At 63.7% G+C, this 23708-nt stretch carries 30 protein-coding genes and 1 pseudogene; 18 read left to right on the forward strand and 13 right to left on the reverse strand.

Going from position 1 to position 23708, the window contains the following annotated elements; genetic code table 11:
• Window positions 1–23: 23 nt before the first annotated feature.
• Complete coding sequence (locus tag QMX83_RS00765; protein ID WP_282294860.1) at window positions 24–173, forward strand: SOS response-associated peptidase family protein; 150 nt, start codon at window positions 24–26, stop codon at window positions 171–173.
• Between the two features lie 572 nt (window positions 174–745).
• On the opposite strand, the gene QMX83_RS00770 is transcribed toward QMX83_RS00765, so the two are convergent.
• The 7 genes from QMX83_RS00770 to QMX83_RS00800 all read right to left on the reverse strand — a co-directional run bounded on the left by QMX83_RS00770 (window position 746) and on the right by QMX83_RS00800 (window position 5745).
• A complete protein-coding gene (locus tag QMX83_RS00770; protein ID WP_282294817.1) occupies window positions 746–1222 on the reverse strand; it encodes a YetF domain-containing protein in 477 nt (158 codons plus the stop codon).
• An 89-nt stretch (window positions 1223–1311) separates the two neighbouring features.
• Window positions 1312–1578, reverse strand: a complete 267-nt coding sequence (locus QMX83_RS00775) for a PQ-loop repeat-containing protein (RefSeq protein WP_282294818.1) — start codon at window positions 1576–1578, stop codon at window positions 1312–1314.
• Between the two features lie 2 nt (window positions 1579–1580).
• Window positions 1581–2291, reverse strand: a complete 711-nt coding sequence (locus tag QMX83_RS00780; protein ID WP_282294819.1) for a glycosyltransferase — start codon at window positions 2289–2291, stop codon at window positions 1581–1583.
• Window positions 2288–2875: an SAM-dependent methyltransferase gene (locus tag QMX83_RS00785; RefSeq protein WP_282294820.1), complete on the reverse strand. Its 588-nt coding sequence runs from the start codon at window positions 2873–2875 to the stop codon at window positions 2288–2290. Before QMX83_RS00785 ends, QMX83_RS00780 begins: the two co-directional genes overlap by 4 nt.
• Window positions 2872–3630, reverse strand: a complete 759-nt coding sequence (locus tag QMX83_RS00790; protein WP_282294821.1) for a PIG-L family deacetylase — start codon at window positions 3628–3630, stop codon at window positions 2872–2874. Before QMX83_RS00790 ends, QMX83_RS00785 begins: the two co-directional genes overlap by 4 nt.
• Window positions 3618–4580: an acyl-CoA dehydrogenase gene (locus tag QMX83_RS00795; protein ID WP_282294822.1), complete on the reverse strand. Its 963-nt coding sequence runs from the start codon at window positions 4578–4580 to the stop codon at window positions 3618–3620. Before QMX83_RS00795 ends, QMX83_RS00790 begins: the two co-directional genes overlap by 13 nt.
• A gap of 1 nt (window position 4581) precedes the next feature.
• On the reverse strand, window positions 4582–5745 hold the full coding sequence (locus QMX83_RS00800; RefSeq protein ID WP_282294823.1) for a zinc-dependent alcohol dehydrogenase: 1164 nt from the start codon (window positions 5743–5745) through the stop codon (window positions 4582–4584).
• A gap of 155 nt (window positions 5746–5900) precedes the next feature.
• Between QMX83_RS00800 and QMX83_RS00805 the strand changes: the two genes are divergently transcribed.
• The 7 genes and pseudogenes from QMX83_RS00805 to QMX83_RS00835 all read left to right on the forward strand — a co-directional run bounded on the left by QMX83_RS00805 (window position 5901) and on the right by QMX83_RS00835 (window position 11019).
• Window positions 5901–6068, forward strand: coding sequence for a hypothetical protein (locus QMX83_RS00805; protein WP_282294824.1), 168 nt, complete (start codon window positions 5901–5903; stop codon window positions 6066–6068).
• A 30-nt stretch (window positions 6069–6098) separates the two neighbouring features.
• Window positions 6099–6584, forward strand: a complete 486-nt coding sequence (locus QMX83_RS00810) for a DUF4126 domain-containing protein (RefSeq protein WP_282294825.1) — start codon at window positions 6099–6101, stop codon at window positions 6582–6584.
• A 108-nt stretch (window positions 6585–6692) separates the two neighbouring features.
• Window positions 6693–7559 (forward strand): SDR family oxidoreductase, encoded by an 867-nt coding sequence (locus QMX83_RS00815; RefSeq protein ID WP_282294826.1) that lies wholly within the window; start codon window positions 6693–6695, stop codon window positions 7557–7559.
• Between the two features lie 72 nt (window positions 7560–7631).
• Window positions 7632–9394: pseudogene (locus tag QMX83_RS00820) on the forward strand (glycoside hydrolase family 15 protein).
• A gap of 145 nt (window positions 9395–9539) precedes the next feature.
• Window positions 9540–10037, forward strand: coding sequence for a ferritin-like domain-containing protein (locus tag QMX83_RS00825; protein ID WP_282294827.1), 498 nt, complete (start codon window positions 9540–9542; stop codon window positions 10035–10037).
• A 13-nt stretch (window positions 10038–10050) separates the two neighbouring features.
• Window positions 10051–10605 (forward strand): cysteine hydrolase, encoded by a 555-nt coding sequence (locus QMX83_RS00830; RefSeq protein WP_282294828.1) that lies wholly within the window; start codon window positions 10051–10053, stop codon window positions 10603–10605.
• 30 nt (window positions 10606–10635) lie between these two features.
• A complete protein-coding gene (locus QMX83_RS00835; protein WP_282294829.1) occupies window positions 10636–11019 on the forward strand; it encodes a response regulator in 384 nt (127 codons plus the stop codon).
• A 696-nt stretch (window positions 11020–11715) separates the two neighbouring features.
• On the opposite strand, the gene QMX83_RS00840 is transcribed toward QMX83_RS00835, so the two are convergent.
• The 5 genes from QMX83_RS00840 to QMX83_RS00860 form a co-directional block, all read right to left on the reverse strand.
• The gene (locus QMX83_RS00840; RefSeq protein ID WP_282294830.1) at window positions 11716–13683 is read right to left on the reverse strand and encodes a phage terminase large subunit family protein; all 1968 of its coding nucleotides are present in this window, start codon (window positions 13681–13683) and stop codon (window positions 11716–11718) included.
• Window positions 13680–14324, reverse strand: coding sequence for a hypothetical protein (locus QMX83_RS00845; RefSeq protein ID WP_282294831.1), 645 nt, complete (start codon window positions 14322–14324; stop codon window positions 13680–13682). Before QMX83_RS00845 ends, QMX83_RS00840 begins: the two co-directional genes overlap by 4 nt.
• A gap of 360 nt (window positions 14325–14684) precedes the next feature.
• Entirely contained in the window at window positions 14685–17096 is a 2412-nt protein-coding gene (locus QMX83_RS00850; protein ID WP_282294832.1) for a DUF5906 domain-containing protein, read from the reverse strand.
• A 413-nt stretch (window positions 17097–17509) separates the two neighbouring features.
• Window positions 17510–18037 (reverse strand): hypothetical protein, encoded by a 528-nt coding sequence (locus QMX83_RS00855; protein ID WP_125361681.1) that lies wholly within the window; start codon window positions 18035–18037, stop codon window positions 17510–17512.
• A gap of 383 nt (window positions 18038–18420) precedes the next feature.
• Window positions 18421–18612, reverse strand: coding sequence for a helix-turn-helix transcriptional regulator (locus QMX83_RS00860; RefSeq protein ID WP_282294833.1), 192 nt, complete (start codon window positions 18610–18612; stop codon window positions 18421–18423).
• A gap of 72 nt (window positions 18613–18684) precedes the next feature.
• Here QMX83_RS00860 and QMX83_RS00865 point away from each other — a divergent pair, with 72 nt between their 5' ends.
• Entirely contained in the window at window positions 18685–19122 is a 438-nt protein-coding gene (locus QMX83_RS00865) for a helix-turn-helix transcriptional regulator (RefSeq protein WP_282294834.1), read from the forward strand.
• 409 nt (window positions 19123–19531) lie between these two features.
• Here the strand turns inward: QMX83_RS00865 and QMX83_RS00870 are convergent, their stop codons facing one another.
• Window positions 19532–19951: a hypothetical protein gene (locus QMX83_RS00870; RefSeq protein WP_282294835.1), complete on the reverse strand. Its 420-nt coding sequence runs from the start codon at window positions 19949–19951 to the stop codon at window positions 19532–19534.
• Between the two features lie 342 nt (window positions 19952–20293).
• On the opposite strand from QMX83_RS00870, the gene QMX83_RS00875 reads away from it, so the two are divergent.
• From QMX83_RS00875 to QMX83_RS00915, 9 genes are all read left to right on the forward strand, one after another.
• Window positions 20294–20524, forward strand: a complete 231-nt coding sequence (locus tag QMX83_RS00875; protein ID WP_282294836.1) for a hypothetical protein — start codon at window positions 20294–20296, stop codon at window positions 20522–20524.
• Window positions 20521–20724: a hypothetical protein gene (locus QMX83_RS00880; protein ID WP_282294837.1), complete on the forward strand. Its 204-nt coding sequence runs from the start codon at window positions 20521–20523 to the stop codon at window positions 20722–20724. Before QMX83_RS00875 ends, QMX83_RS00880 begins: the two co-directional genes overlap by 4 nt.
• 148 nt (window positions 20725–20872) lie before the next feature.
• Complete coding sequence (locus QMX83_RS00885; protein WP_282294838.1) at window positions 20873–21178, forward strand: hypothetical protein; 306 nt, start codon at window positions 20873–20875, stop codon at window positions 21176–21178.
• Window positions 21179–21191: 13 nt separating this feature from the next.
• A complete protein-coding gene (locus QMX83_RS00890; RefSeq protein WP_282294839.1) occupies window positions 21192–21464 on the forward strand; it encodes a hypothetical protein in 273 nt (90 codons plus the stop codon).
• Window positions 21461–21754 (forward strand): hypothetical protein, encoded by a 294-nt coding sequence (locus tag QMX83_RS00895; RefSeq protein WP_282294840.1) that lies wholly within the window; start codon window positions 21461–21463, stop codon window positions 21752–21754. The genes QMX83_RS00890 and QMX83_RS00895 overlap by 4 nt, the downstream gene beginning before the upstream one ends.
• A gap of 14 nt (window positions 21755–21768) precedes the next feature.
• Window positions 21769–22269 (forward strand): hypothetical protein, encoded by a 501-nt coding sequence (locus QMX83_RS00900; RefSeq protein WP_282294841.1) that lies wholly within the window; start codon window positions 21769–21771, stop codon window positions 22267–22269.
• A 12-nt stretch (window positions 22270–22281) separates the two neighbouring features.
• Window positions 22282–22602 (forward strand): hypothetical protein, encoded by a 321-nt coding sequence (locus QMX83_RS00905; protein WP_282294842.1) that lies wholly within the window; start codon window positions 22282–22284, stop codon window positions 22600–22602.
• Window positions 22595–23278 (forward strand): hypothetical protein, encoded by a 684-nt coding sequence (locus QMX83_RS00910; protein ID WP_282294843.1) that lies wholly within the window; start codon window positions 22595–22597, stop codon window positions 23276–23278. Before QMX83_RS00905 ends, QMX83_RS00910 begins: the two co-directional genes overlap by 8 nt.
• Window positions 23275–23631, forward strand: coding sequence for a hypothetical protein (locus QMX83_RS00915; protein ID WP_282294844.1), 357 nt, complete (start codon window positions 23275–23277; stop codon window positions 23629–23631). Before QMX83_RS00910 ends, QMX83_RS00915 begins: the two co-directional genes overlap by 4 nt.
• Window positions 23632–23708: the final 77 nt, after the last annotated feature.

Here is a 23708-nt window from a genome sequence, read left to right on the forward strand (position 1 = left end):
CCAAGGGCCTGCAGAGCTGGACCATCAACGCCAGAATCGAACCCGTGGCCACAAAGCCAGCATTCCGCGCCGCCTTCAAGAAGCAGCGCTGCCTGGTGCCAACTACCGGCTACTACGAACGGTCGATCAACGCCGAGGAAGCAAGAAAGACCGGTGGTTCATCCATGCGGTAGAGCCGCTGTGGGCCGCCGGGCTCAGGGAGAACACCAGCCCGCTGCTGAACCCGACAACCTGGGCACCTTCCCCGTCATCACCGGGGACAGCAGCGGGATTTCCGCTAACATTTACGACCGCATGCCGGTCTGGCTGCCGGCCGCCCACGCTGAAGAATAGATCGCCGCGGACAGAGATGCCGCAATGGCCATGCTGCTGGCCGCCGCAGTGCCGCCGATGGAAGCCTGTCGGGTAAGCCGGTCGGTCAACACGCCCTAAGAACAACCGCCAAGAGCTGCTGAAGCCAGTCGCCGGCTAACCGACCGTCTCGGAACAGCCTTGGGACACGTCGTACGCATTTGCCTCTTCTAGCTCTAGATCAGGCCGATAGCATCATGGCGCGCCCGCTCAGCGCAGAGGTACGCCTACACATGGGAAGAGATCGCTTGGGCGATGGCCTGTAGCTTGGGGGCGGTCAGTTTTACCCAGCCGCTCTGAGCTTTGAAATCCGAAGTGCTACCTGAACGATACATTCCGCCCCGAAAGAGGTGCCCGTACTCATCGCCCAGTTGCGGCCTATTCGGCGTACAGCCTATCCGCTTTCGATCTCTACAGTGATGTCTCCAGACGTTTCCAGCACTGCTAGCTTGATCCGATGGTGCCCCTCGCATCCCTCCTTGCGCATTGCCACATCAAGGTCTTCTGGGGCGACATTGCAGCGGCGCAACTGATCCCAGAAAACCTTCCCATTTCGGGCAAGAATGATAGGCGTTCCTTCCACCCAGGCATGCAGCCTGTGGCTGCGGGCAGTCATATAGCCCGTCAGCCAGTTGAGTGTCAGCAGCGTTGCCGCGAGGATCAAGCCACCGAGTAAGGAGGTGTCCTCGCCAATTAGCGAGTTCTGCACGGCCGTACCCAGCAGCACGATTACCAGCATGTCAAAGGGGGCGGACTGGCCGATGGAGCGCTTGCCACTGAGTCGTGTAAGCATCAGTACCACGATGTAGACCGCCGCCGCCCGGAGTATGAACTCGAACCAGGGCATACCCAGGTCAAAAAGGTCAGACATTCTCACGCTCATGGATTTGCTCCAGAGGATTGATATAAGACGGGCCGTGGAATCTTCGTGATCCAGTGGGCTTGCCGGAATCTATACCTTCATCTCGTCTGGGAGCGACGCCTGCGGACCGCCAAGACCTGTCCCACTACTGCCGTAACGAAGATTAGACTGTTCGTGACGACGAATACTAGCGACCCCATGAGCGCGCTGTAGACGATGAACAGCACCGAGGCGGTGATCTGTCCGACAAACAGCCACGTCGAGACTCCGTCGGTCGAACCCGCTTGGTGCTGCTTGTAGATCTGCCGCGTCAGGGTGGCTATTAGGACGGCGGTTGCCGCCCAACCAAGCAGGTCCGGGGACATGCTCACCCCGCTGCCGCCGGGGAAGGCAGCAATCGGACACCTGCTCCCAGCGCCTCGCGTTCGAGCGCCTGCAGGAAGCCGCTGAAGCCGCTGAAGCCGTTGGGAGCCCTCGCCGCCCGTCGGGCGCTGGTCGCGACCACGGGGCGGGCGTGCCATGCGATGGGCAGTCGGGCTTTTTGCAAGGCCCGCACCAGCGCGACGTCTTCGCCGGTGGTGAGGGGCGCGAACCCGCCGACGGTGCGGTAGGCCGCTGCGCTGACGCCTAGGTTTGCGCCGTGTACATGGGCGTGACCATCCTTGGCGACTTCTCGGCGCTCGAATGTCTCACGCAGAGAGCTGGGATAGTCCAGCCAGTCGACCACCTCCACGATTCCGCAGAACGCCTCCGCGCCGCAGGTGGTCTGCTTCCAGAGCCAATCCGGGGGCACGGTGGTGTCGGCGTCGGTGCTGGCGATCCAGCGTGCGCCGAGCGCGAGTGCGTGGTTTGCTGCGCAGGCGCGCGCCACTCCAACACACCTGGCATCAACGGCGACTGTTACGGCTCCGTAGCGCGCGCAGACTGCCGCTGTCTGGTCGCTGCAGGCATCCAGTGCCACAACCGTAAGCACCTCCTCGCCGTCCAAGCCCGGATGCGTTGCCGCTTCACGCAATGCGGCCAAGCAACGACCGATCGCTTCGGCCTCATTGTGTGCGGGCACGATCATCGCGATCACCGCAGGCCCTCGCGCTCGGCGACGCTGGTGGTCGAAGTGCTCCAGCCTTCAAGATGGAAATCGTCGTCGTGGTAGCTGAATACTTCAGGCAGGTCTGCGCGTAGCGCTTGGTGTACTGCATATGCGGAGCTTCTCACCTCATCGAATGGATGGATCCAGTGACAGGCCAGCAACAATCCCCCGTCAGCAAGGCTGCTGCGCAGCTTCTGCCCCAGCAGCGCCAAGGCACCTGCGTCTAAGTAGTAACCAACCTCGCTTACTACGATCAGGTCGAAGACTCCCTCCGGCCAGTCCTGGGGATGCGTGGCCCGCTGCAGGACGACCTGCGGGCAGTCCCGGGTGGACAGCGCCGCCTGTGCCACCGCATCGCCACTGATGTCGGTGCCGAGAAGCGCGTCGCACCGGGTGGCCAGCTCCGCGGTCAGCACCCCGTTCGAGCACCCCAGCTCCCACGCGTGTGCGTAGCGGCGGCGCGGCAGGCAGGCTAAGGTAAGGGCGCGCTTGCGCTCCTCATACCACCGGCTACGGTAACGGAATGGATCGGCCTGCTGATAGATCTGCTGGAAGTAGGCGGCGATGCTCATCCGATTAGCACCTCGAACGGTCGGTGGAAGCGTGCCGTCACGTGGTGCGGCAGGATTGGTTCGCAGTTCAGGCCTTCGACGTCGCCGATCTGGGTGGCGAACGCGCGTATCGCCGTTGCCTTGCGCTTCATGGCTGCCGTGCTCATGGGGATTCGGGTCGCGGTAGTCCAATGGCTGCTGGCGGCATGAGTATCCAGCCAATGCCATGCCCAGACGGGGTATTGGCGGACGCGTGCACGCTTATCGGCGGCGGCAGCCAGAGCCGCTCTTCCTACGGCTTCATGGTCGGGATGCCCGTCGAGGACCCAAGGAGCCAGTACGACGTCGTCGGATACCAGCTGGCTGGCCACTGCCTGGGTCAGTTCGTCCTCGCGGGCGGTTACCCCGCCGTCCGGTAGCCCCAACGGGGTTACGCGCGCGCCGTCCAACCCGAGCTCGCGCATGGCGGACGCCAGTTCCCAGCGACGCGCGTCACGCAGGCGTAGCGGCGGCCATAGTGGCTGATCCGGATAACAGGCCTCTCCATCCGTGACGGAGATAACGTGTATCGCAATGCCGGCAGCAGCCGCCGATTGCATGATTCCCGCGCACCCCAGCACTTCGTCGTCGGGGTGCGGCGAGATCACAACAAGCCTGCGTGCGTCATGCAGTACGGCGGAGGCAGTGCTTTCAGGCAGGGCCTGCAGCCACCTGCTAGCCTCCCAGTCCGCCTGCAGGTTGCCTTGCCCCGCAATGCGTCGAGCTACAGCTCCCATGGCGTCTCCCCGGTCTGGATGGCGCGTCCCAGTTCGGCCCAGTCGCGGTCGGCGTGGCTCTGACGGATGAAGACGGTCAGGTCGCTCCACCGTCGCGCGTGGGCTGAGTCCAAGCACATCGGGGCAGGACCTAGGGCGCGCCCGACGGCGTCTAGCACGTGCGTGCAGCTGCGTTCAACCACGCAGCGCAGCCGGAGGACATCGGTTTGGTGCGAGCAGGACGAAGCATCGTCTATGGCAGCGGCCAGCTCGCGCATCAAGGCAGCGGACGATCTAAGGGTCATATCAACCTTGCCGAGCAGCGCGGCCTGCTGCGAATCATCTGCTACCCGTGGTGAGCGATGCAACGGTGCCGCGAGGGCCACCGCCGCGCCATACCAGCAGGCGGCAATGCCCGCGCCACCGTGCCAGAACCCTGGACGGGCCAGATACGCACCGGGTTTGCCGATCGGCTCAGCGGGCACCTCGGCGAATTCCACACTGCCGCTGGGGATGCCTCCCATGCCAGTGGCATGCCAGGACTGCGGGAGGTGCCTCACGCCCGACGCGTCCACGCGGACCTGAACCAGGCGGCCGCCCGCCTCGCTTGCCGCGGACACCAGTGCGACATCTGCGAGACCCGCACCAGAGCACCACGGCTTCAGGCCACTGATGGTCCCGGAGGCCGGGTCGAAGCGCAACGTGGCTTGCGGGCCCTCGGAGGCCCATACTGCGGCTAACACGCCCTGCGCCAGTGGTTCAGCGCCCAGATCCTCCAGAATCGCCTGCGCGTCGTAGTGGGCTTCCAGCGCTTTGGCCACACACAGGTCGTGACCTGCAATGCGCGCCAATGCCCGCCAGCGATCGAGTGTTTTGCCGCGACCGGGTAGCGGGAGTGTCGGCTGTCTGGACAGCACGTCGCGGACTCTAGCCTCGAGCGCGGGTGCGGCGTGGTCGGAAAGGCAGTCCATGTCAGGGCGTCAGAATCACCTTGCGGCAATCCTCTTCCTTGCGATCAAAGATCTCGTAACCTCGCACCGCGTCTTCCAGCGACAGGCGGTGGGTGATGATGACACCCGGGTCCAACGCACCCTCCCCTATGTAATCCAGCAACTCCGGCATCAGTCCCTGGACGTGGGTCTGGCCCATTTTGAAGGTGAGCCCCTTGTCGAACGCATCACCCAGCAGGAACCCATGCAGGAAGCCTGCGTAGACGCCGGGAATGCTCACCGTGCCGCAGCGGCGGGTGGCGGCGATGCATTGACGGATGGCGACACCGCTGCTGCCCTCGACTTTGAGGGTGGTAAGCGCGGACTCCAGGGCACTGCCTTCTGCCTCAAACCCAACCGCTTCAATGGAGGCATCCACGCCGCGGCCATTGGTCTGGGTGACGATATACTCAGCGGGGTCATCGATCTTGCTGAAGTCCACTGGCGTTATGCCATAGGTCTGTGCAGCAAACGCGAGCCGGTAAGGCAGATGATCCACCATGAAGATGGTCTCGGCCCCCAGCAGGCGGCAGCATGCCGCGCTCATCAACCCGACCGGCCCTGCCCCGAAGATCGCCACGGTTGAGCCTGGCTTGACCCCGGCGTTGATCGCCGCCTGGTAGCCGGTGGGAAGAATGTCGGAAAGGAACAGTACCTGCTCGTCCGGCAATGCATCGGGAACTCTCAGCGGCCCGACGTTTGCCTTAGGTACGCGGACGTATTCAGCCTGGCCGCCGGACACTCCTCCATACAGGTGGCTATAGCCAAACAAGGCAGCCGGCGGGCGGATGCCCTTCTGGTTCATTGCCGCGCCCTTGCCGGTGTTGGTGGTTTCACAGGCGGCATGTTCTGCCAGACGACAGTGGAAGCATTCACCGCACGCAATAACAAACGGCACCACCACACGATCGCCGGGACGCAGATCGGTAACCCCGCGGCCGACCTCTTCAACGATCCCCATGAATTCGTGACCGAGTACGTCACCGGTATGCAGGTCGGGAATCTTCCCGCGATACAGATGCAGATCAGAGCCGCAGATGGCGGTCGCCGTGATCCTAAGAATCAGGTCATCGTCAGCAGCCAACGTCGGGTCAGGGACGGTGTCCACGCGGACGTCTTTGCTGCCGTGGTAAGTCAATGCGCGCATTGATAGGGCCCTCGCCATGTCGTTTAGCCTAGGAATAGACCCACTCATGTCCGGCGACGGTGACCATTGTGTGGTCGATTTGTGCACTCGGCCCACACTCTGTACTCATGGCGGCAAGCGCAGCATGCGTTCAACCCTAGATGCGGAGCAGACGCATGAACGAGAAACTGCCTTTCAATCCTGGTGCGGATGTCGACGACCAGAAAAAGGCTCACACCCCGGACAGGCTTCGCAACGACGACGCCAAGTGGAAGGAGAAAGACATGCCGGACGCGGAGCACACCGCCGAACCCGACGACTACGAACGTCCGCCCAAGCCTTGATATGCCGCCCTCAACTTCACGGAGAATGACATGGCTTTGATTCACTCCATCCTGATGGGCGCGGTTGCAGGCATGCGCGCCATGACGCCACTTGCAGCGGTGACCAACGCCGCCCGCACCGGCCAGCTACCTGCCGACAACGGAGCGCCGCGCCTGCTGGGCAACAAGCTGGCCTCGGCCGCCGTGTTGGCCTTGGCCGGTGGCGAGCTGGCAGGCGACAAAATGAAGTCCGCGCCCGACCGCATTGTGCCAGCAGGGATGGTGGCTCGCGTTGGCACTGGCGTAATCGCCGGAGCGGCGTTGGCACCCTATCGCCAGCGAAAGCTGGGCGCTGTGCTGGGTGCCGCGACTGCGGTGGGAATGGCCTACTTCACCTTCAACCTGCGCATGCGCGCGATTGCGCGGTATGGGCAAACCAGCACCGGTGCGGTTGAGGATGCTATTGCCGTCGGAAGTGCGGCACTGATCACACAATGGGCGTCACGCAGTGGGCAGGGTCGTCCGGCCAGGCGGTAGCGCCACACGCTGACCGCGTTGCGTGCACGGTACATCCACATCGTCAGGCCGCAGTGTTTACCTGCGGCCGCGCACACTGCCCTCACTTTCACCGCAGAGGCCGATAACATGCCCGTTCCCAACTATCCCAAGCCGCCTTTCAAGGCCCAGCAGCAGTCCTTCCCCGGAAAGACCGACAAGATGGATCCGCGGCCGGATCATGGCGAGAAGAGTTACGTCGGGAACGGGCTTTTGAAAGGCAAGAAGGCGCTGATCACCGGCGGGGACAGCGGCATCGGCGCAGCTGTGGCTATTGCCTACGCCCGCGAAGGAGCGGATGTCGCCATCGCATTTCTCAAGGGTGAGGAGAGGGACGCACAGGGCATTGCCTCGCTTGTCGAGGAGGCGGGCCAGAAAGTAGTGCTCTGCCCTTGTGACATCAGCGACGACGCCGAAGCCAAGACCCTGATCGAAAGGGTCACCACTGAGCTGGGCGGCCTGGACATCCTCGTCAACAACGCGGCCTACCAGCGCTATTACGAGTCGTTCGACGACATCACTCTTGACGACTGGCGCAAGACGTTCGAAACCAACGTGCATGCAGTGTTCAACCTCACCCGCCTGTGCGTCCCGCACCTGCAGGACGGTGGCTCGGTCATCAACACCGCCTCGGTCAACTCCAAGAAGCCCACTCCCAACATCTTGCCCTACGCCGCTACCAAAGGCGCAGTCGCCAACCTCACCATTGGCTTGGCGGGCCTGCTGGCCGAGAAAGGCATACGCGTGAACGCGGTGCTGCCTGGTCCAATCTGGACCCCGTTCATTCCCGCAGGCATGGCCGCCGAGGAAGTGGAACAGTTTGGCAGCCAGACCCCGTTCGGGCGTCCTGGGCAGCCGGCGGAACTGGCGTCAGCCTACGTGATGCTGGCCGCTGACAGCGCCAGTTACACCTCCGGGGCGCTGCTCACGGTGTCCGGCGGTGCAGTTACGCTGTAAGTGGTGGAGTCGCCGCAGCTTGAAGTCGCCCCGGGGGCCACGCCCCTCCGGGATGACGATGGATACGCTCCCATCCACACTTATGCGGCCATTGACGATGGGCGCTCCAGTGCGCTTATCGCCCCCGATGGCAGCATTGACTGGTGGTGCGCCCCCTGCATGGACGCGCCCCCTCGGTTGGACCGGATGCTAGATGCGCCGAACGGCGGCCGCTTCGCGCTGCAGGCGCGCGAACTGAAAACCGTACCGCGAAGGCAGCAACATGCTGGAGACACGCGTGCGCACGGCCACGGGCACCGCTCTGGTTACCGAATCCCTCAACAGCGGTCCCGCCGGTCGACTTCCATGGGCGGAGCTGGCACGGAGGGTAGAGGGTCTGGAAGGCGTGGCGACCTTCGACCTGGTCTACAAGCCGGGTGCCCGCAGTGGTACCTGCTCGCCTTGGCTGAGCGGCACGCCGAATGGGCGTGTGCATCACGCTGGCCCGGTGATGACGATGCTGCGTTATCCCGAGCATACCGAGATCACCCACTGCGATGACCGCGAAGTCCGCGGTCGCCTCACCCTGCATGCGGGTGACCGCGAGGTTGTCGCGCTTCTGGCGTCGCAAGATGAAGTGCTGCCGGTGCCGCCGTTGGAGGAGATCGATACGCGCATTGACCGCTCGGACCGGGAATGGCACCAGTGGGTGGATGATCTGCACTGCGACGCCAGTCTTCGCGCCGAGGTAATCCGCTCCGCGCTTGCCCTGAAGTTCCTGTGGTTCTCGCCGACCGGTGCCATCGCTGCGGCGGTGAGTGCCTCTCTGCCCGAGCGCATCGGCGGCGACAAGAACTGGGACTACCGGTTTGCCTGGGTGCGCGATGCAGCCTATGTCATCAAAACCTTCCTGCGTGTGGGTGCCCTGCCCGACGCCAAGGCCGGCTTCAGCTGGCTCATGACCACTATTGGCAAGCATCGGCCGGGCGTAGCCCCCTGCTTCACCCTGCGGGGTGAGCGTGTACAAGAGGAGCGCTTCATCGATAGGAGCGCTTCATCGATGTCCCCGGCTACCACAACAGTCAGCCGGTGCGCATTGGCAACACGGCCACCGACCAGTTGCAGACCTGTGCCTACGGCGACGTGCTGGAGATGGCGAGCCGCATGTTGGATGCCGGACACATCCTCGACCCTACCACCGCCCGGCTGCTGTTCGAGCTGGCCGACGAGTGTGCGGACATCTGGATGCGCAAGGATAGTGGCTTCTGGGAGCGGGAAGAGCTGCAGCATTACACCATGTCCAAGGTGGAGTTCTGGACGGCGCTTCGCCGTGCCTGCGAACTGGCCCAGGCCGGGCACCTCACCACGGCACGGCTGCCTCGGTGGCAGAGGGAGCGGGACCGCATTCTGGAATGGATTGACGCGCACTGCTGGGACGAAGCGCGCCAGGCTTACGTGATGTACGCCGGCAGCGATCGCCTGGATGCCAGCCTCATGCTCGCCTCACGATTTGGCCTGGCCGAGGCGCGACGCGAACGCTTCATTTCCACACGCGAGGCGATTCGCCGCGAACTGTCCGACGAAAGCGACGACTTGTTGTGGCGGTACAGCGGCATGCGTGACTGCGAGGCACATTCATCAGCTGCGCGTTCTGGATGGTGGAAGCTTACGGGCTGCTGGGTGACACGGAGGAAGCCAGGCGACTGTTCAGCAGCCTGCTCGCCCGGGTCCAGAACGATGTCGGGCTGATGTCGGAGATGTGGGATCCGTTCACCGATCAGGGACTGGGCAACACGCCTCAGGCTCTGAGTCACCTCGCGCTGGTGCACGCGCCGTTTTCTGTTGATGGAGTGTAGGTTCGCCGATGAATGGATGAACAGTTTATGTAAATGTGGTGCGATTGCTTTGGCCTTTTCCTTCCATTTGTATTCACTCCGTCTAGCCCATCGCACTACGCCGGCCGCGCTAAGTTATCCACTCACTTTATACGGAGTGCCTTCCATGGCCATCAGGACCGCAGAAGACCTGTTCATCCACGAACTCTCCGATATCTACAGCGCTGAAAAGCAGCTCACCAAGGCCCTGCCGCGCCTTGCTCGTGCCGCCTCCAACCCGGATCTAGCCACCGCATTCGAAACCCACTTGGAGGAAACCCAGGGGCAGATCGACCGCATTGACCAGGTGGTGGAGATCCTCGGCATTCGCCTCAAGCGCATCAAGTGCGCCGCGATGGAGGGCCTGGTGGAAGAAGGAAAGGAAGTCATCGATTCCATCGAGGAAGGCCCGGTGCGCGATGCGGCACTGATTGGTGGCGCGCAGAAGGTCGAGCATTACGAGATTGCCTCGTATGGCACCATTGCCGCGCTGGCCAAGCAGCTGGACTACAAAGATGCGCTGCCGCTGTTGCTGGAAACCCTGCAGGAAGAAAAGGCCGCCGACGAGAAGCTGACCATTCTCGCCAAGAGCGGCGGCAATGCCAAGGCTGTCCAAGCGGCTTGAGCCCGAAAGCACCATGGCGTCCAGAACCGCGCTGCTGATCATTGATGCATTCAGCTTGTTTGACTTCCCTGAGTCGGACAAGCTGGCCCCGGCTGCGATTGATGCGGCCAAGGAGGCCGCGCGCATCCGCCGCGAGTTCGACAGGCGCGAGCTGCCGGTGATCTACGCCAATGACAACTTCGGTGACTGGCAGCGGGATTTTCCGCAACTGGTACGGGACTGCCGCCATAACGGCGGCAGTTCTGCTGAGGTGGTAAAACATCTCGGCCCTGGCGCGGGTCATTACTTTGTCCTGAAGCCAAAGCACTCGGCCTTTCTCGCCACCCCCCTTGGCATTCTGCTGGCCAAGTTGCAGGTGAGCCAGTTGGTGCTGTGTGGTATGGCACTGGACTCCTGCGTGCTAGCCACCGCACTGGACGCCAACTCACGCGAGTACAGGACGGTGGTAGCCAAACGGGCAGTGGCCGCGCTGCCGGACCGGCGCGAAGCGGCACTTGAGGTCCTTGCGCGCTCGGGCGCGGCCAAAGTGCTGGATACCCCGGACCTGATCAAGGAATGTATGGGCTGAAGCAGCCCGAAACTCTCATGGACAAGAAACATGCAGAACATGCCGTCACTCACCCGCCCTTCCGCCCGAATCCTGTTGGTGGAAGATGACATGCACCTGGCGGGATTCGTGGAAGAGGCAATCACCGACCTCGGCCATGAGGTCATCCACGCTTACAGCGTTCTGGACGCGTTGTGGCAGCTTGAAACCGGAATATTCGACCTAGCGGTACTGGATGTGGAACTACGCGACGGAGCGGTGTTTCCGGTGGCCGACAGACTCGCCACGGCGAATACCCCGTACTTGTTTGCCTCTGCGGTCTACGGACAGCTAGTGCCAACGCGCCATCAGCATGCTCCATTCATCGCCAAACCATTCCACCTTGAGTTGCTTCAAGAGGCTGTCCGCACGACTTTGGCGCACGCATCGTATTGATGGACCGAGTGTCAAAAGCAATAAAAACGACTGGAAATACACTCTTTGCCCCGACGCGACCACCTTGTAGCTAATGTAGTGTGCACGTTCCACTTTAGAATGAGGTTTCGCCCAAGATCCCTCTCTTCCCTAGCCATACTTAGGGTTCGCGCCTTCTTTCGACCGAGGCAATCCCCCGGGAAACAGCGAATGCAGCTTGGATCTGGACATCCCGAACCTTTTTAGGACGTGCTTGACGGTAGCACCATTTAAGAGCGCCGCGCTTATTTCATCGACCGGGTACACCCTCACCCGAGCGCGTGCCGGGAAGTAGAGCTGCTCCCCTGCGAAGCAGTCCATAACTGATTCCACAAAGGGCTGTGCCATCCGTTCGCTGATTCCAATATCCGCAAGCATTGCGGCCATTAGCCGCTCGCGCAACTGGTCGGCAACCTCGCTACGCTTCGCCATCACTGCCCCCTCTCACCATCCTTCCGTTCGAGCTCTTTTTCTTGCATTCGACTCCTCCATCGTTCGGAACTTCTAATGTTTCACGGGAATCACGGTCGCGTAGACAGGTACATTCATCGGGAGCAAAGGAAAGCAGAAGGTCTACTGGCTGCAGTTCTCGTAGTTCCTTGTCCCTTACGCAACCAGCAGTTGCTTCTGCGGCAGGGGCCGCACGCAGCTGCGGAGTGCTCACTTTACCGTCTGCCATTACAGCCCCCACCCCTCTCGACCGAAGCCAGAGCTGCGCGGACGTAAGCCTTGGTCACTCGGTCTCTTGGGCGACATCGATGTTCCACGGGAATCCATTTCGCCCTGTCCTTGCACATCGCAAAGAGCGTTCTCGGCACCCGAGTCGGTTTCACGGGAATCCGCACCCGCGCTTGCAACTGATGCTGCCAACTTTGCCTCCAAAGCGTCCCAGTCGGACTTGGTGAATCGGTGCAGACGCACCTCGGCGTGGTGCGCGGCGGCATAGGCGTACACCCATGTGTCGAGCGGTTCATTGCGCGTGACCCGCTTCTCGAACCGGTTCTTAACCGGGTTGTAGACCTCCGACACCAGGCCCGGGAAGAACTCCTGCGGCAGCTCATCACTGAAGCGCACCAGCCGCGCTTCGGCCTGCCGTTCGGCGTCGGCCGCAAGGCGGCTGTAGAGGTAGTGCTTGGCCGCCACGGTGCCCACGTGATGAATGGTGATGCCACGCTTGTCAGTGCGTTCCTTCCAGGTCACATCGACCAGCTTGCCCTTGGACAGAATCGGGGCGTTGTTGGGCACCGCGCCGAAGATGCACATGACGCGGGTGATCTTGCGTTGACGCACGTAGTTCTTGACCGCCTCGGTCCGGTGGCCGCCGGCATCGATGGCCGTGGCCGATGGGCGCAGTTGCACGCCGTCCTCGCGCTCGATGGGACGATTGAGCAGATCCGTCAGCGCCACCCACACGTCTTCCTCGGCCGGGTCTCCGGCCAGCTCCACATAGTCCATCGTCCAGGCAGTCATCCCCCTTCCCCAGCCGACCACGTGAACCGCGAGGCGGTTGTCCTGGGTATCCACTCCGACGGTGATGGCCAGCACGCCGCGCGGCGCGTGGCGTAGGCGGTAGCCTTCGGCGCGGTCGGCGATCACGTTGTGCTTCACCGCCCGCATCTTGGGGTCTTCCCACGTCTCGGCCAGACGGTCGTTGACGAAGGTCTTCAACGAGGCCGGGTCGTTCTGCGCGTCCAGCCACTCGCGCACCAGGGCGACCCAGCGCGGGCCGAGGCCAAATTGGTAGTACAGGCAGTTGATGTGGTAACCGCGAATGGGCGAGTCCGGGTTGGCGGGCACCCAACGGCCGGCCGCAATCATGTCGGCCTTGTGGTGCTCTTCGATACATGCACCGCACTCGCTACAGGCGTACCACGCATGTTTGGCATCGGGCGACCAGTGCAGACCGCTCCACTGCAGGTGCTGGAAGTGGCCGCAGTGCGGGCACGGCAGGTGGTAACGACGTTGATCCGACTTTTCGTACAGCTTCGAGATCCGGCTCAGCCCGGTGATGCCGGGGGTGCTGATGTAGAGCCGCTTGTAGGTGGTCGGGAAGGACGAAGTGCGACCGTCCAGCATCTTGACCGGGTCATCGCCGGTCAGCAGCACCTGCGGGGCTTCATCGATCTCATCGACCACCAGGTTCTTGACAGTGGTGGATTTGAGGCGCTGCGGGCTGCCCATGTGCTCCACGTAGAGCTGGCCACCGGCGAAGTCTTTGAAGGTGCGCTGGTTGGAGCTGTCGCGACTGGCGGTACTGCTCAGGGCTTTGCGCACCGCCTTGCACACCTCGATCATCGGGTTGAGCTTCTGGTTCACCCACTTGTTCATGGATGCCTCGCCCGGCAGCGCGTACATGATCGGGGCCGGGGCGTAGTCCATCCAGTAGGCGATGGAATTGGTGGCGATCTGGCTCTTGCCGAACTGGATCGGGAACATGCAGGCCTGGTCGTGCACCGGGCTGCGCGCGGACATGTTGTCCATCGGCTCGCGCAGCGGCGGGTTGCGGTCGGTCACCCACCGGCCAGCCTTGCTGCTGCCCTTGGTGGACAGGCGCATGTGTTCGTCGCACCACTGCGAGACGGTCAGCGGGCGGCGCGGCTGCAGCGAGCGGGCGAGCACGGTGTGGATGCGGGCCTGGGCGGTCATTCGGCCACCGCCATCGCGGCCACGCGGAAGCCACGGCTCATCTCTTCCAGGGCGTGGCTGACCTCGTTCCAGATCAGCTCGCGGCAGCGGGCCTCATCGCTGGTAGCGGCCAGCTGCGGTGCCAAGGTGTCGGCCATGCGCTCCAGTTCCACGCGAATCGCCGTGGCCGCCTCGGCCAGTTCGTGCTCGACCTGGGCGGCATCGAGCAGCTTGCCCATGCTGACCTCGTAGTCGCGGGCAGCAGCCTTGGCGTCGATCTCGGCCTTGTCGGCCAAGGCCTTAGCCTTGCGCTTGGCATCGGGGGTCGCAGGAGCCGGCGAGCCCTCCCTGCCCTCGCCTTCGCCATCCGCGTCTGCGTCTACGTCCAGCTCTTCAGCGTCAGAGCCTGCGTCGGTGACGCCCCCTTCCCCCGCCCCCGCCAGCGAAGAACCCCGCGCCTGCGCATGGCGGGCGGCGACGGCGCTGTAGGCCGGATCCTGGGTCTGGGCGTACAGCGCCAGGGAGGCGTCGCGCAGGTAGCCCTTGCCGTCTTCAGCGCTGACCAGGCGACCCTTCTTCTTCAGCTCCACGATGTAGGACGGCCGACAGCCAATCAGCACCGCCAGCTCTTTGCCCGTGACCTGTACGTCCTCAGAAGCCATCTACAGCCTCCCCTTCCATTTTTTTCAAAAGAGCAGTGACAGAAGAAAACGCGCGCGCGAGCGTAGGTGCCTGACGTGCAAGCGTGCGTGCGGGACGTGCGGCGTGCCGTGCGGGAACGCAGAGGCTCGAAACGCTTGCGCTGCCTGCGTTGTGCGGGACGTGCGGGATGTGCGGGCACCTATACGCGCGGGCGGGCGCACCCCTGTGTGTGCAAAGCGGCGCATCGCTACGCGCACGCCCGCGCAGGTGCGTTAGGGCAGTCCCGCACGTCCCGCACAGCCCTACTGCCACTAGGCCAAATGCCCGCACAGATGCCCGCACACCATCCCGCACGTCCCGCACGTCTACAGGCGAGCGACTCATGCACGCCCCCGGTAGTCGTTGAAAGCATTGCGGAAGGCCACCAGTTCATCGCCCAGGAAGGCCTGCTCGCTGCGGTCGTCCTCCGGCTTGGTCGGTCCCAGCATCAAGAACCCGTGCGGGCCCAGGGTGTTCTGGCCCACGATGTAGCGCTTGCGCGCCCGGTCCGGGTGGAGGATCTGTCGCTTGCGCACCAGGGCATTGACGAACTTGGGGTTGGGCGCAGGCCGCACGCCCTCCTTGTTGCACCACACCTTGTAGAGCTCATACCACTCTTTGGACAGCGCCGGCCGGGGCTTAACCCCGGGTATGTCGTTGCCATAGAGCTCATCCAGGAACCGCTGCGGGCTGTCCTGACTCAGACCGATCAGCTCGCGCTTGGCATCGGTCATCGGCGGATTGGTGCCGTTGGTGAACCCGGTCAGGTCCAGCCGCAGCAGGTAATCGTGCAAGGCGGCGGTGCCGCCGTTGCGGATCTCCTCCAGCGCTTCTTCGTAGAACGCCTGTGTCAGCTTGTCCGGCGTCCAGATCACCGCGTGGCGGCGGTCGTCTTCTTCGAGCACGACGGGCATGGCCTCGTTGGAGAGGAACACCAGATTGGCGTGGTTGTCTTCCTCGTAGGCCTGGATGTTCTTGGGGTTGATGCGGATCCGGTCGCCGGTGATCAGCGCCTTGAGCTTGTTCTTGAGGTGGTAGACCTCGGTGCGGGCGACCACTTCGTCGGCCAGCAGGAACAGCTTGCGGCTGGCCCAGTCGTTGAACTTGTCTTCCAGCGCGGCCTGGTCCAGCACCCGGCCGTAGTCCCCGAACAGCTTCATGTACTCATCGAAGAACATGTTCTTGCCGGTGCCCTGCGGGCCGTGGATGACGATGGTGCTCTTCATCTTGGCCCCCGGGTGCTGCAACGGGTACGCCAGCCATTTCAGGACCCAGTCGTAGAGGGCCTTCTGGTTGGACTCGTTGCCGCACATGTGCCAGAGCAGGTGCAGCAGCTTGGAGCACTCACCGGCCTTGGGTACGGTCGGCCAGCCGGCGAACAGGTTGCAGGTGACGCCCTCCTTCGTGCCGGACGGGTCGAAGTCCACCTCGCGCACGCGCACGATGGATCGGCCGGGGTGTTCCATCCAGGCACGGTGCAGTTCGCGGCGCACACAGGCGTGGCCCATGTCTGCCAGCGCCATGAGCATGTGCTCTTTGTGATCGAACACCGTGCCGCCCTGCCCGTACACCAGCGCAAAGCGCTCCAGCAGTTCGTCCAGCGAGTCGATGGGCTTGAGCTTGGCTTTGCCCCCGTCCCCGGTGGTGGTGAGCAAAGGCGCGTAATTTTCGCTACGGGGACGCCACGAAAGCTCCGTGATGCGGGCCTCGACCTGGCTGCGCACGACGTGCAGGCCTTCGAGCACGTGCAGGTCGTTGAAGTCGCTGATCTTGCGGCCGGTGTCGATGAAGCGCTCGCGCCGGTCTTCCTCGTCGGCGAAGCTGGGCAACAGCACCGCGCCGCCCACGTCCATTGCCGCCGCTTCCGCGCCGAGCAGGCCGGCATTGGATGCGCCGTGCGATTCGCCGCAGGTCGGACAGATCTCCGGGGCGTCGGCCAGCACCAGGCGCGACTTGCAGCGCCGGCACTTCTGCAGCACGTCGTCATCGCCGCAGACCAGCACCTTGACGCTGCGATACCGCTTTGCCAAGGATGAAGCGACCGGCATCAGGTTGCCGGCATCGAAGGCCACGGCCACCGGGTAGCCGGTGGCCATGTGCAGGGTGGACGCGGTGGCATAGCCTTCGGCCACCAGCAGGATCCACTGCGGTGTCCCGCCGATCAGGTGGAAGTGGCCCTTCTTGGCCAGCCCAGGCGGCCAGAATTCCTTGGCCGGCTTGTTGCTGGCCTTGGCCTGTTTGGCACTGCGCAGCACCTGCAGGCCGTGCACGGAGCCGTTCGGATCCAGCAGAGGCACCAATGCGACACCGCTGCGGCCATAGCGCAGCCCGAATGCCTGCACCGACTTGTCGACCAGGTAGTCAGCCTCGCCTTCCGGCAGCGCCCTGTTCCAGGCGGCCGTCGCACGCGCGGCCGCACGGCGGTTCTGCTCCAGCCGCGCCGCCTCTGCCCGGCGGCGGTCCTCGGCCAGCCGGCGCTTGAGCGCCTCGCGCTGCTCCTGGCAGAAAGCGCAGTCGCGCTTGTGCAGCTCCACCTTCTGCGCCCCGTTGTCGTTGCCGTGCCAGACCCCGAAGGTGCCGACGACCAGCGTATCGCCGCTGCTGGTGTTGAGCTCATGCAGCACGTACCAGCCGCGGCGCTCGCGCGACCCTTCGACCCGGCAGCGCACCATGCGCCCGCTGGTGTCCAAAGTATCGATCAGCAGGCCAGCTGCGGTCAGCTGGCCGAGGACATCAGAGTAATTGGCAGACATTCAGTAAGTTCCAGAGCCGCTGTGTACCCGAGCAGTGCGCGCTTGATCACCCGCAAAACGCATGACCCAGGAGGACCCATCGACCGGCGCTCGTTCAGGTTCGACGTTCAGCTTCGAAGGCGCGAGCGAACTGAATCGACGCGACCGCGTTTCCATTGCTCCCCGGGGGGAAGGGGCGCGATCAGGGCTCGCCATCGCGGCAGACCTCAAGCTGTAGGGAACATTGCCTCTGCTCCACAGATTCCAGCGCCGCCCAGGTGCGCTCACGTTCGGCCAGCGCGGCATCACCGACTGGTCCAGCCTCAGACCCGGACAGCAGCTGCTCGATCCGTTCAATCTCACGGCGCGCGGCCGCACTGACGATGCGCTTGCCGTGTGCACGTGGTGCCCGGGGCGCGCGGTAAGTGACCATGTCATGCCCGCGCCCTGCTCTTCTTCAAGGCCCGGCGCAGGTTTCGCTCGATCCGGTGACACATGGAGCGCAGATCCTGCAATGCATCGAGCATGCGGTCCGCCTCTTCCAGGGTGACCTTGTCGTCCTGCAGAACATCCAAGGCCACGGCTGACAGCTGCCCGCAGAACTTGGAGACGTGCAGCAGCTTGTCCCGGATCGCGGCGATCTCATCGGCCACCGCGTCGGGAGCGACGGGCACGTGGTCGATGGTCAGGTTGAACTGAGCGGCCAGGGACAGGATCCAGTCGGTGGCCACGGATGTGCCCGCCGCCTGCTCCACCATCCAGTCGGTGAGCATCTCCATCATTTCCATGGAGAGCGACTCACCCTCCAGCCCGCGCAGCTTCTTGCGCAGGGACTCGCCCTTGATGGCGGCACCTCGGCGCTTGGTCAGGTACGCGGCGGCAGCGTTGACGCTGCCGGGCATGCGCGAGACGGCGTTGTAGGCCGCGTCGCGCCAGTAGATGTCGGAACGGGCACAGGTCATGCGGCTACCCCCTGAGAGGTAAGGCGTTTCATCGTTCCGCCTGCAACCCGCCCTGCCACACGATGGCAGCTATGAGCGAACTGATCCGATTCCAAGGCGGGGTGCGATTCACGGCCCTGCGCTCCTACTCCGCGTTGGGTGGTATCGGAGGTGTCATAGCGGTCCTGTTCACAACGTTCGAGCAGACAGCTACCCATGTGCCGGCACCTCCCTCCAATGAAACGGCCGCTCTTCGGCTTGTCCGAAGCTGCGAAGCGCCACCCAGCCGTCAGCATCAAACGCCACGCTGTCCGGGTGCCAGGTAACAAGAAGGCTTGGATCGACTAGTAGCCCCACGTCGCTGTTGCCCAGCGCGGGATCTAGCAGGATCATTTGATGCTCAGTCATTTCTCCGGACCTTCCCCAACGTCAGGTCTAAGCCTTTGCAGTTGCAGCCACCGCAACTCCGGAATCGGCTTGTCCCTTTCCCATTGGGCGACGGCAGCTCGGGAAATGCCGAACAGCTCCGCCAAATCCGCATCGGTGTCTAAGCCGAGGGCGGTTCTCACTTCATGCTTGGTCAGTGGCTGGGTCATATTCGGCCACAGTATTAAGAGGTCTTAACTCTGAGTCAAGCCCCCTTATCAACTCAATTGTTAAGCTGGCTTATGCCCAGCACTAGCCTCGGACAGCGCCTCCAGCGCGCTATGCAGACCGCCCGGATCAACAAGCCGGCCGACCTTGCGCGCGCCTCGGATACCACCACAGCCACCATAAGTAACTGGCTCAACGACAACGTCGTTCCGGAACACGTCAAGGCTGTACAGCTTTTCAAGATTGCCGACGCTGTGCAGATGGATGCGCGCGAGCTGCTGCTAGGACAGCGCAGCACGACCTCTCCAGCTGAACACTCACCGCCGTCTCAACCTGTGACATTGGATAGCTGGATAGTTGCGTTCCAGCTGGTGGCCGAAGCCCTCGACGGACGAGGACTGGAACTACCACCCGACAAGCGGGCTCAAGTGACGCTTCTAGCGTACGACCTGCTTCAAGAGGAACTGCCACGGGCGAAGGTGCTGCGCTTCGTCCAAGCTGCCGCAGCCTAAGAGCGGCAACAGGGGGTACACAGGATGTCGTCACGGGAAAAGGTGTCGCGGTTGCGGCAGTTACTCAGCGAAGCAACACCTATCCGCGAAAACCCACCTCGCTACTCTGAAAGCCAGACGGAAGCCTGGCGTAGATTCCAACACTTCGAGACCTACAGCGCGCCGGTTCCACTGCAGTCTGACTGGCGTGCTGTTGCTTCGCGCGAGATCACTCGCATTGCTGGGTGGTACGGGTGGACCAATGAGATTCAACGCGTCCTGGACCGCAATAATTCGCTTTTCATGTCGTCACTTCCAGATGACGAACTGCACGAATTGCTTGAGCGCATGAGGTGCTTAGAGGACTGTGCCCAGCAGGGCTTGGGCGCGCCTGACGCGCCCCCCGCCATGTGACCGAGCGGGACGCCTGTTATCGACAGGCGTCCACCACCTTCGCCCAGTTGCTCAGATTGACGCTGGAGTCCTGCTCAGCCTCATCTTTGGCCTGCCTCTGGGAAGCCATGAAGGCAATAGCTGCACGGACCTCTGCATCCAGACCGCCGGTCCAGTACGGCCGACCCGCATCGAAGCACGGCGACAACTCGACGCTAGCGCTCTCCCTTACCAAACTCTGCATTTCTCGGATTGGGCCAGCCAACTGGATGCGTGGGGTACTAGACGCTAATCGCACAGCATCATTCCATAGTAGATCGAACGCGACAATGCGCGCCATGGAAGCATCGCGCGACGCCTTCTCGTCCGGTTGCAAGTGAACGGTTCTGGTGCCCCCATCCGGCGTGGCTAACGTGACCTGCTTCGACGGTCGCCATTCGCTCGGCTGCTCGACCATCACGTCACTCCCAGCCTCAAGAGTCCGCCATAGACCTACCCCCGCGCCTGCCACACCCAGCGCGATCAGACCCGCTACCCATACCTTCATACCCTCTCCCCAAACTGAGGCGGCCTCCTGCCGCAGGCCAATGATACCAATGGCCACCCGAGCGCCACCCAACCAATTCGCTAAGCGCGCTTGACACCGATCGTAAAGCGCGCTTAATGTTCGCTCTGCCAGCAGTGCTGGCGGGCGACCGGCGGGCCGCCCGGCATGACGGGTCCTCCCCTGCCCGGTCTGCCGCTGCCACTCCCCAGGCAACATGGCCCGCCGGCGTCCTCTTCTCACTCGGAGAGCGCCATGTTCGATAGCAGTGTCGCGGAATCGACCGCAATCGCCCCTCTGCCCATCAGGGCAGCGTGCTGCCTGCTGGCGCAGGCCGCCCGTGACCATGCCCGTGCCAACGAACTGTGGGTTCGCAGCGCTGGCGAACACAGCCGCAACCAGCTGCGCCGTTCCCGTCGTATGGCAGTCGCCAGCCGCCGGGTGGAAGCCGAATCCCGGGACATGGTCTCCGAGGTGCGCTCATGAAGCGCACCAGCCTTACCCCCGCCGAGCTCGATCGCGTGCAGCGCTTGGCCGAGCTTTGCGAAATCAACCTTTCCGGCGCAACGGATTGCCGCGCCAAGGGCATGCACGGTGCGGCCTTCTGCCATGAGTCGCTGGCACGTGACTACGCCCGCCAAGCCTTCGCTCTTTCTTCCCGCGTCCACGCGAGGCCGATCGCATGAGTCCGCGCCTTCGCGCCACCTGGATCGGCTTGGCCATCGTGGCTGCCGTCGTCGTGCCCCTGCGCGTTCTTGAAATCTGGAACGCGCAGTCCACTGCCGCGCCCGGCGTTACGGCCTCCCATCAAGCAACCGCTCAGAGGTGACTGCCATGCAAGTCGCACGCCCCTGCCCTGCCGACGTTCCGTTGTGCAAGCCCGGCCACCGGCCGCAAATCGTGACCACCACCGGCGCGCCCTCCGGCCACCAGCTGGGCGCGCCCTGCCCACCGCTGATTCACATTGAGTGCCACCAGTGCCAACTGGCCACCGTGCCCAGCCCGTCGCTGGCCATCGCCGAACTGCGCTGGACAGACCCGACCAAGGCGGAACTGCTCATCTCCATCTCCCACCTCGCTCGCGCTCGCGCCGACGTGCTCGCCCGCCTGGCCGCCGTTGCCGCGCCGCAAGCGGCCTGACCAGGAGAGGACGATGGCCGCTGCACTCAAACCAATGGAACGCGCCGCCCTGATCGTGGCGCGCGGCGACAAGAACAACGCACTGCGACGCACGCGCGGGGGGTTCTGCTCAACCAAGAACCCTGCGCGGATCTTCAGTCGCCGGGTAGTGAACTGGCTGTACGAGCGAGCCCTGCTGGACTTTGACGACCCTGATTGCCCAGGAACGGCCACGCTTACCGCGCGAGGCGTGGTCGCAGCCGACGAGCTGGTCGCGCAGGGCGTCGAAAAGGCAGGCCTGGCATGAGCGCGCCCCGCGCTTCCCTCAGCCGGGAGTTTGCAACTGGCCATCAGGGTACGACGCTCGTTCTGATGATCTGCACCAACTGGGTGTGGGCGGGCCTGTACGCAGGTCCCTACAGCGCCACCCCGGCCGAGGTATCCGTCGCCCCCAGCCTGCGCGCAACCGTCGCGACGCGCCGCCTGATCGTGGGTGGCAAGAGCTATCCGCTCTCCGGCACCTGCCTTCAATCCATCCGGCGCTGGCTGGATCGCAACGGCGTGTCCGTTCGCAACGCCCCCTCTCCCAAATCCTGAACTTGAGAAGAAACATGGCTGGCAAGACCCGATCCTTTGCTCGCACCGCGACGCTTCGCACGCTCCTCCTGGACCGACCGGAAGGCGCTTCCACAGAGGAACTACTGACCCTGGGGCGGTTCGACTGCACGCACGCGCAGCTGGACTACACCCTGCACGCCATGTGTGCCACGGGCCAGCTGTGCGAAACCACCAAGGCCGGCGCACGCCTGTGGCTGCTCAGCGATCGCACGCGCCGCTTGATGCTGGCACCGGACGCGGTCATCCCGCGCACGCGTTCGATGGACGAGCCGGATTTGCCGCCCAGTCGCTCCATCAGCACCCACGCCACGTCGATCCGGCACAAGGAGGCCGAGCGCCAGGAGCTGGCAGCTGCCGTCGCACGCTTCCGTTCGGAAGGCGGCGAGATCCAGGTGATGGAGAACACCCCGCTTCGACCCGACCAGAGCCGGCGGCAAATCAACGACGCCGCCGCGATCTTCCGCAGCCCCGACTTCTGCAAAGCGACCTTCTGAACGAGGAACGCCATGAAATATCGCATCGTCCACCGCAAGACCGTGCGCCGCGATTCGCCCCACGTGGCAAAGCGCACGCCTCAAGACCTCGTACTCACGCCCGGCCAAGCCGTCGATCTGTCGCCAAGCGAAGAACTCGTGGCTGCCGGCGGCACGCCAGGTGCCGTGGTCATGTACTGGGACGGCGGCGAGCGTGCCATTACGCCGCGTGAGAAGACGCTGATCGAAGAACACCGCCCCAGCTGCTTCAACATCCCGCTGGTGGTTGCGCCTGCAGGACTGGACCAGGAGTCCTCGCCGCTGTCGGCAAGGCAGGAGATTCCCCATGTCTGAGCACCCCATCCTGTTCAACGGGCCGATGGTGCGCGCCATCCTGGACGGTCGCAAGACACAGACCCGGCGTGTCGTGAAGCTGCCGCCCGGCTTTGATTTCAACGGTGGCATGGGTGCAGACCCCAACGACCCCTCGCATTGGACCGCCGAGGATGACAGCGGGCAGTGGTGGACGCTCGGTCCGGCTGACGAGCGCTTCCACTCCTGGCCCTGCCCGTTCGGACGGCCCGGCGAACGCCTATGGGTGCGGGAGACCTGGCAAGGCCCGTTGGTCTCCGAGCAGGAAATGGATGAGGACGGCTACTGGGCCAGAAACATCGCTCGGTATCAGGACACCGCGCACTGCGTGTACGCAGCCGATGGGGCTGCGGCACCGGAGTGGGTGGATGCCGACGGTGAACTCCCTCGTGGCTGGCGACCCAGCATCCACATGCCGCGCTGGGCGTGTCGGCTGCTGGTGGAAATCACCGCCGTGCGCGTCGAGCGCCTGCACGCCATCAGCGAGGCCGACGCCGTGGCCGAAGGCATCGATCACGAACGGATGAACGGCTACGCCCTTGCCGGCAGGCACCGGTCTGCCGGGTTCGCCTTCCAGGACCTGTGGACCAGCACGGGGGGCACCTGGGTAAGCAACCCGTGGGTGTGGGTAATCGAGTTCAAGAGGATCCAGGCATGACCATCAGCCAGAAAACCGGCCTTCCGCTTTATGACCAGAGTTTCGTTGCAAACCGTTACCACGGCATGTTCCTTCATCCGGACGTTCCAGAGGCCGACGAATCGACGGATCTGCAACCGCTCATCGCGGCCCAGGGCTACGAGGCCGCTGTGGTGTGGGGCGAGAACTACGACGACGCCTTCTCCGAGGAAGCGCTGATCGACGGCGGCGATGCCTACTACGCCGAGCTGGGCGCGTGGAACCCCGCCACGGGCGACTACCAAGGCTGGCTGGTGGCCGCCGTGCTGGATACCGAAGACGGGCCGATGGCCTGGCTGGTGCGTCCGGCGGTGGGAGACGTGTCACGTGGCTGACGCTCTCCCGCTCAACACAATGGAGCGCTCTCGCTTCGCGTTCCTGTCCGCTGCGGCCATCGCATCCGGCTCGACCT

Source organism: Stenotrophomonas sp. PS02289 (assembly GCF_029960115.1).
Lineage (GTDB): Bacteria > Pseudomonadota > Gammaproteobacteria > Xanthomonadales > Xanthomonadaceae > Stenotrophomonas.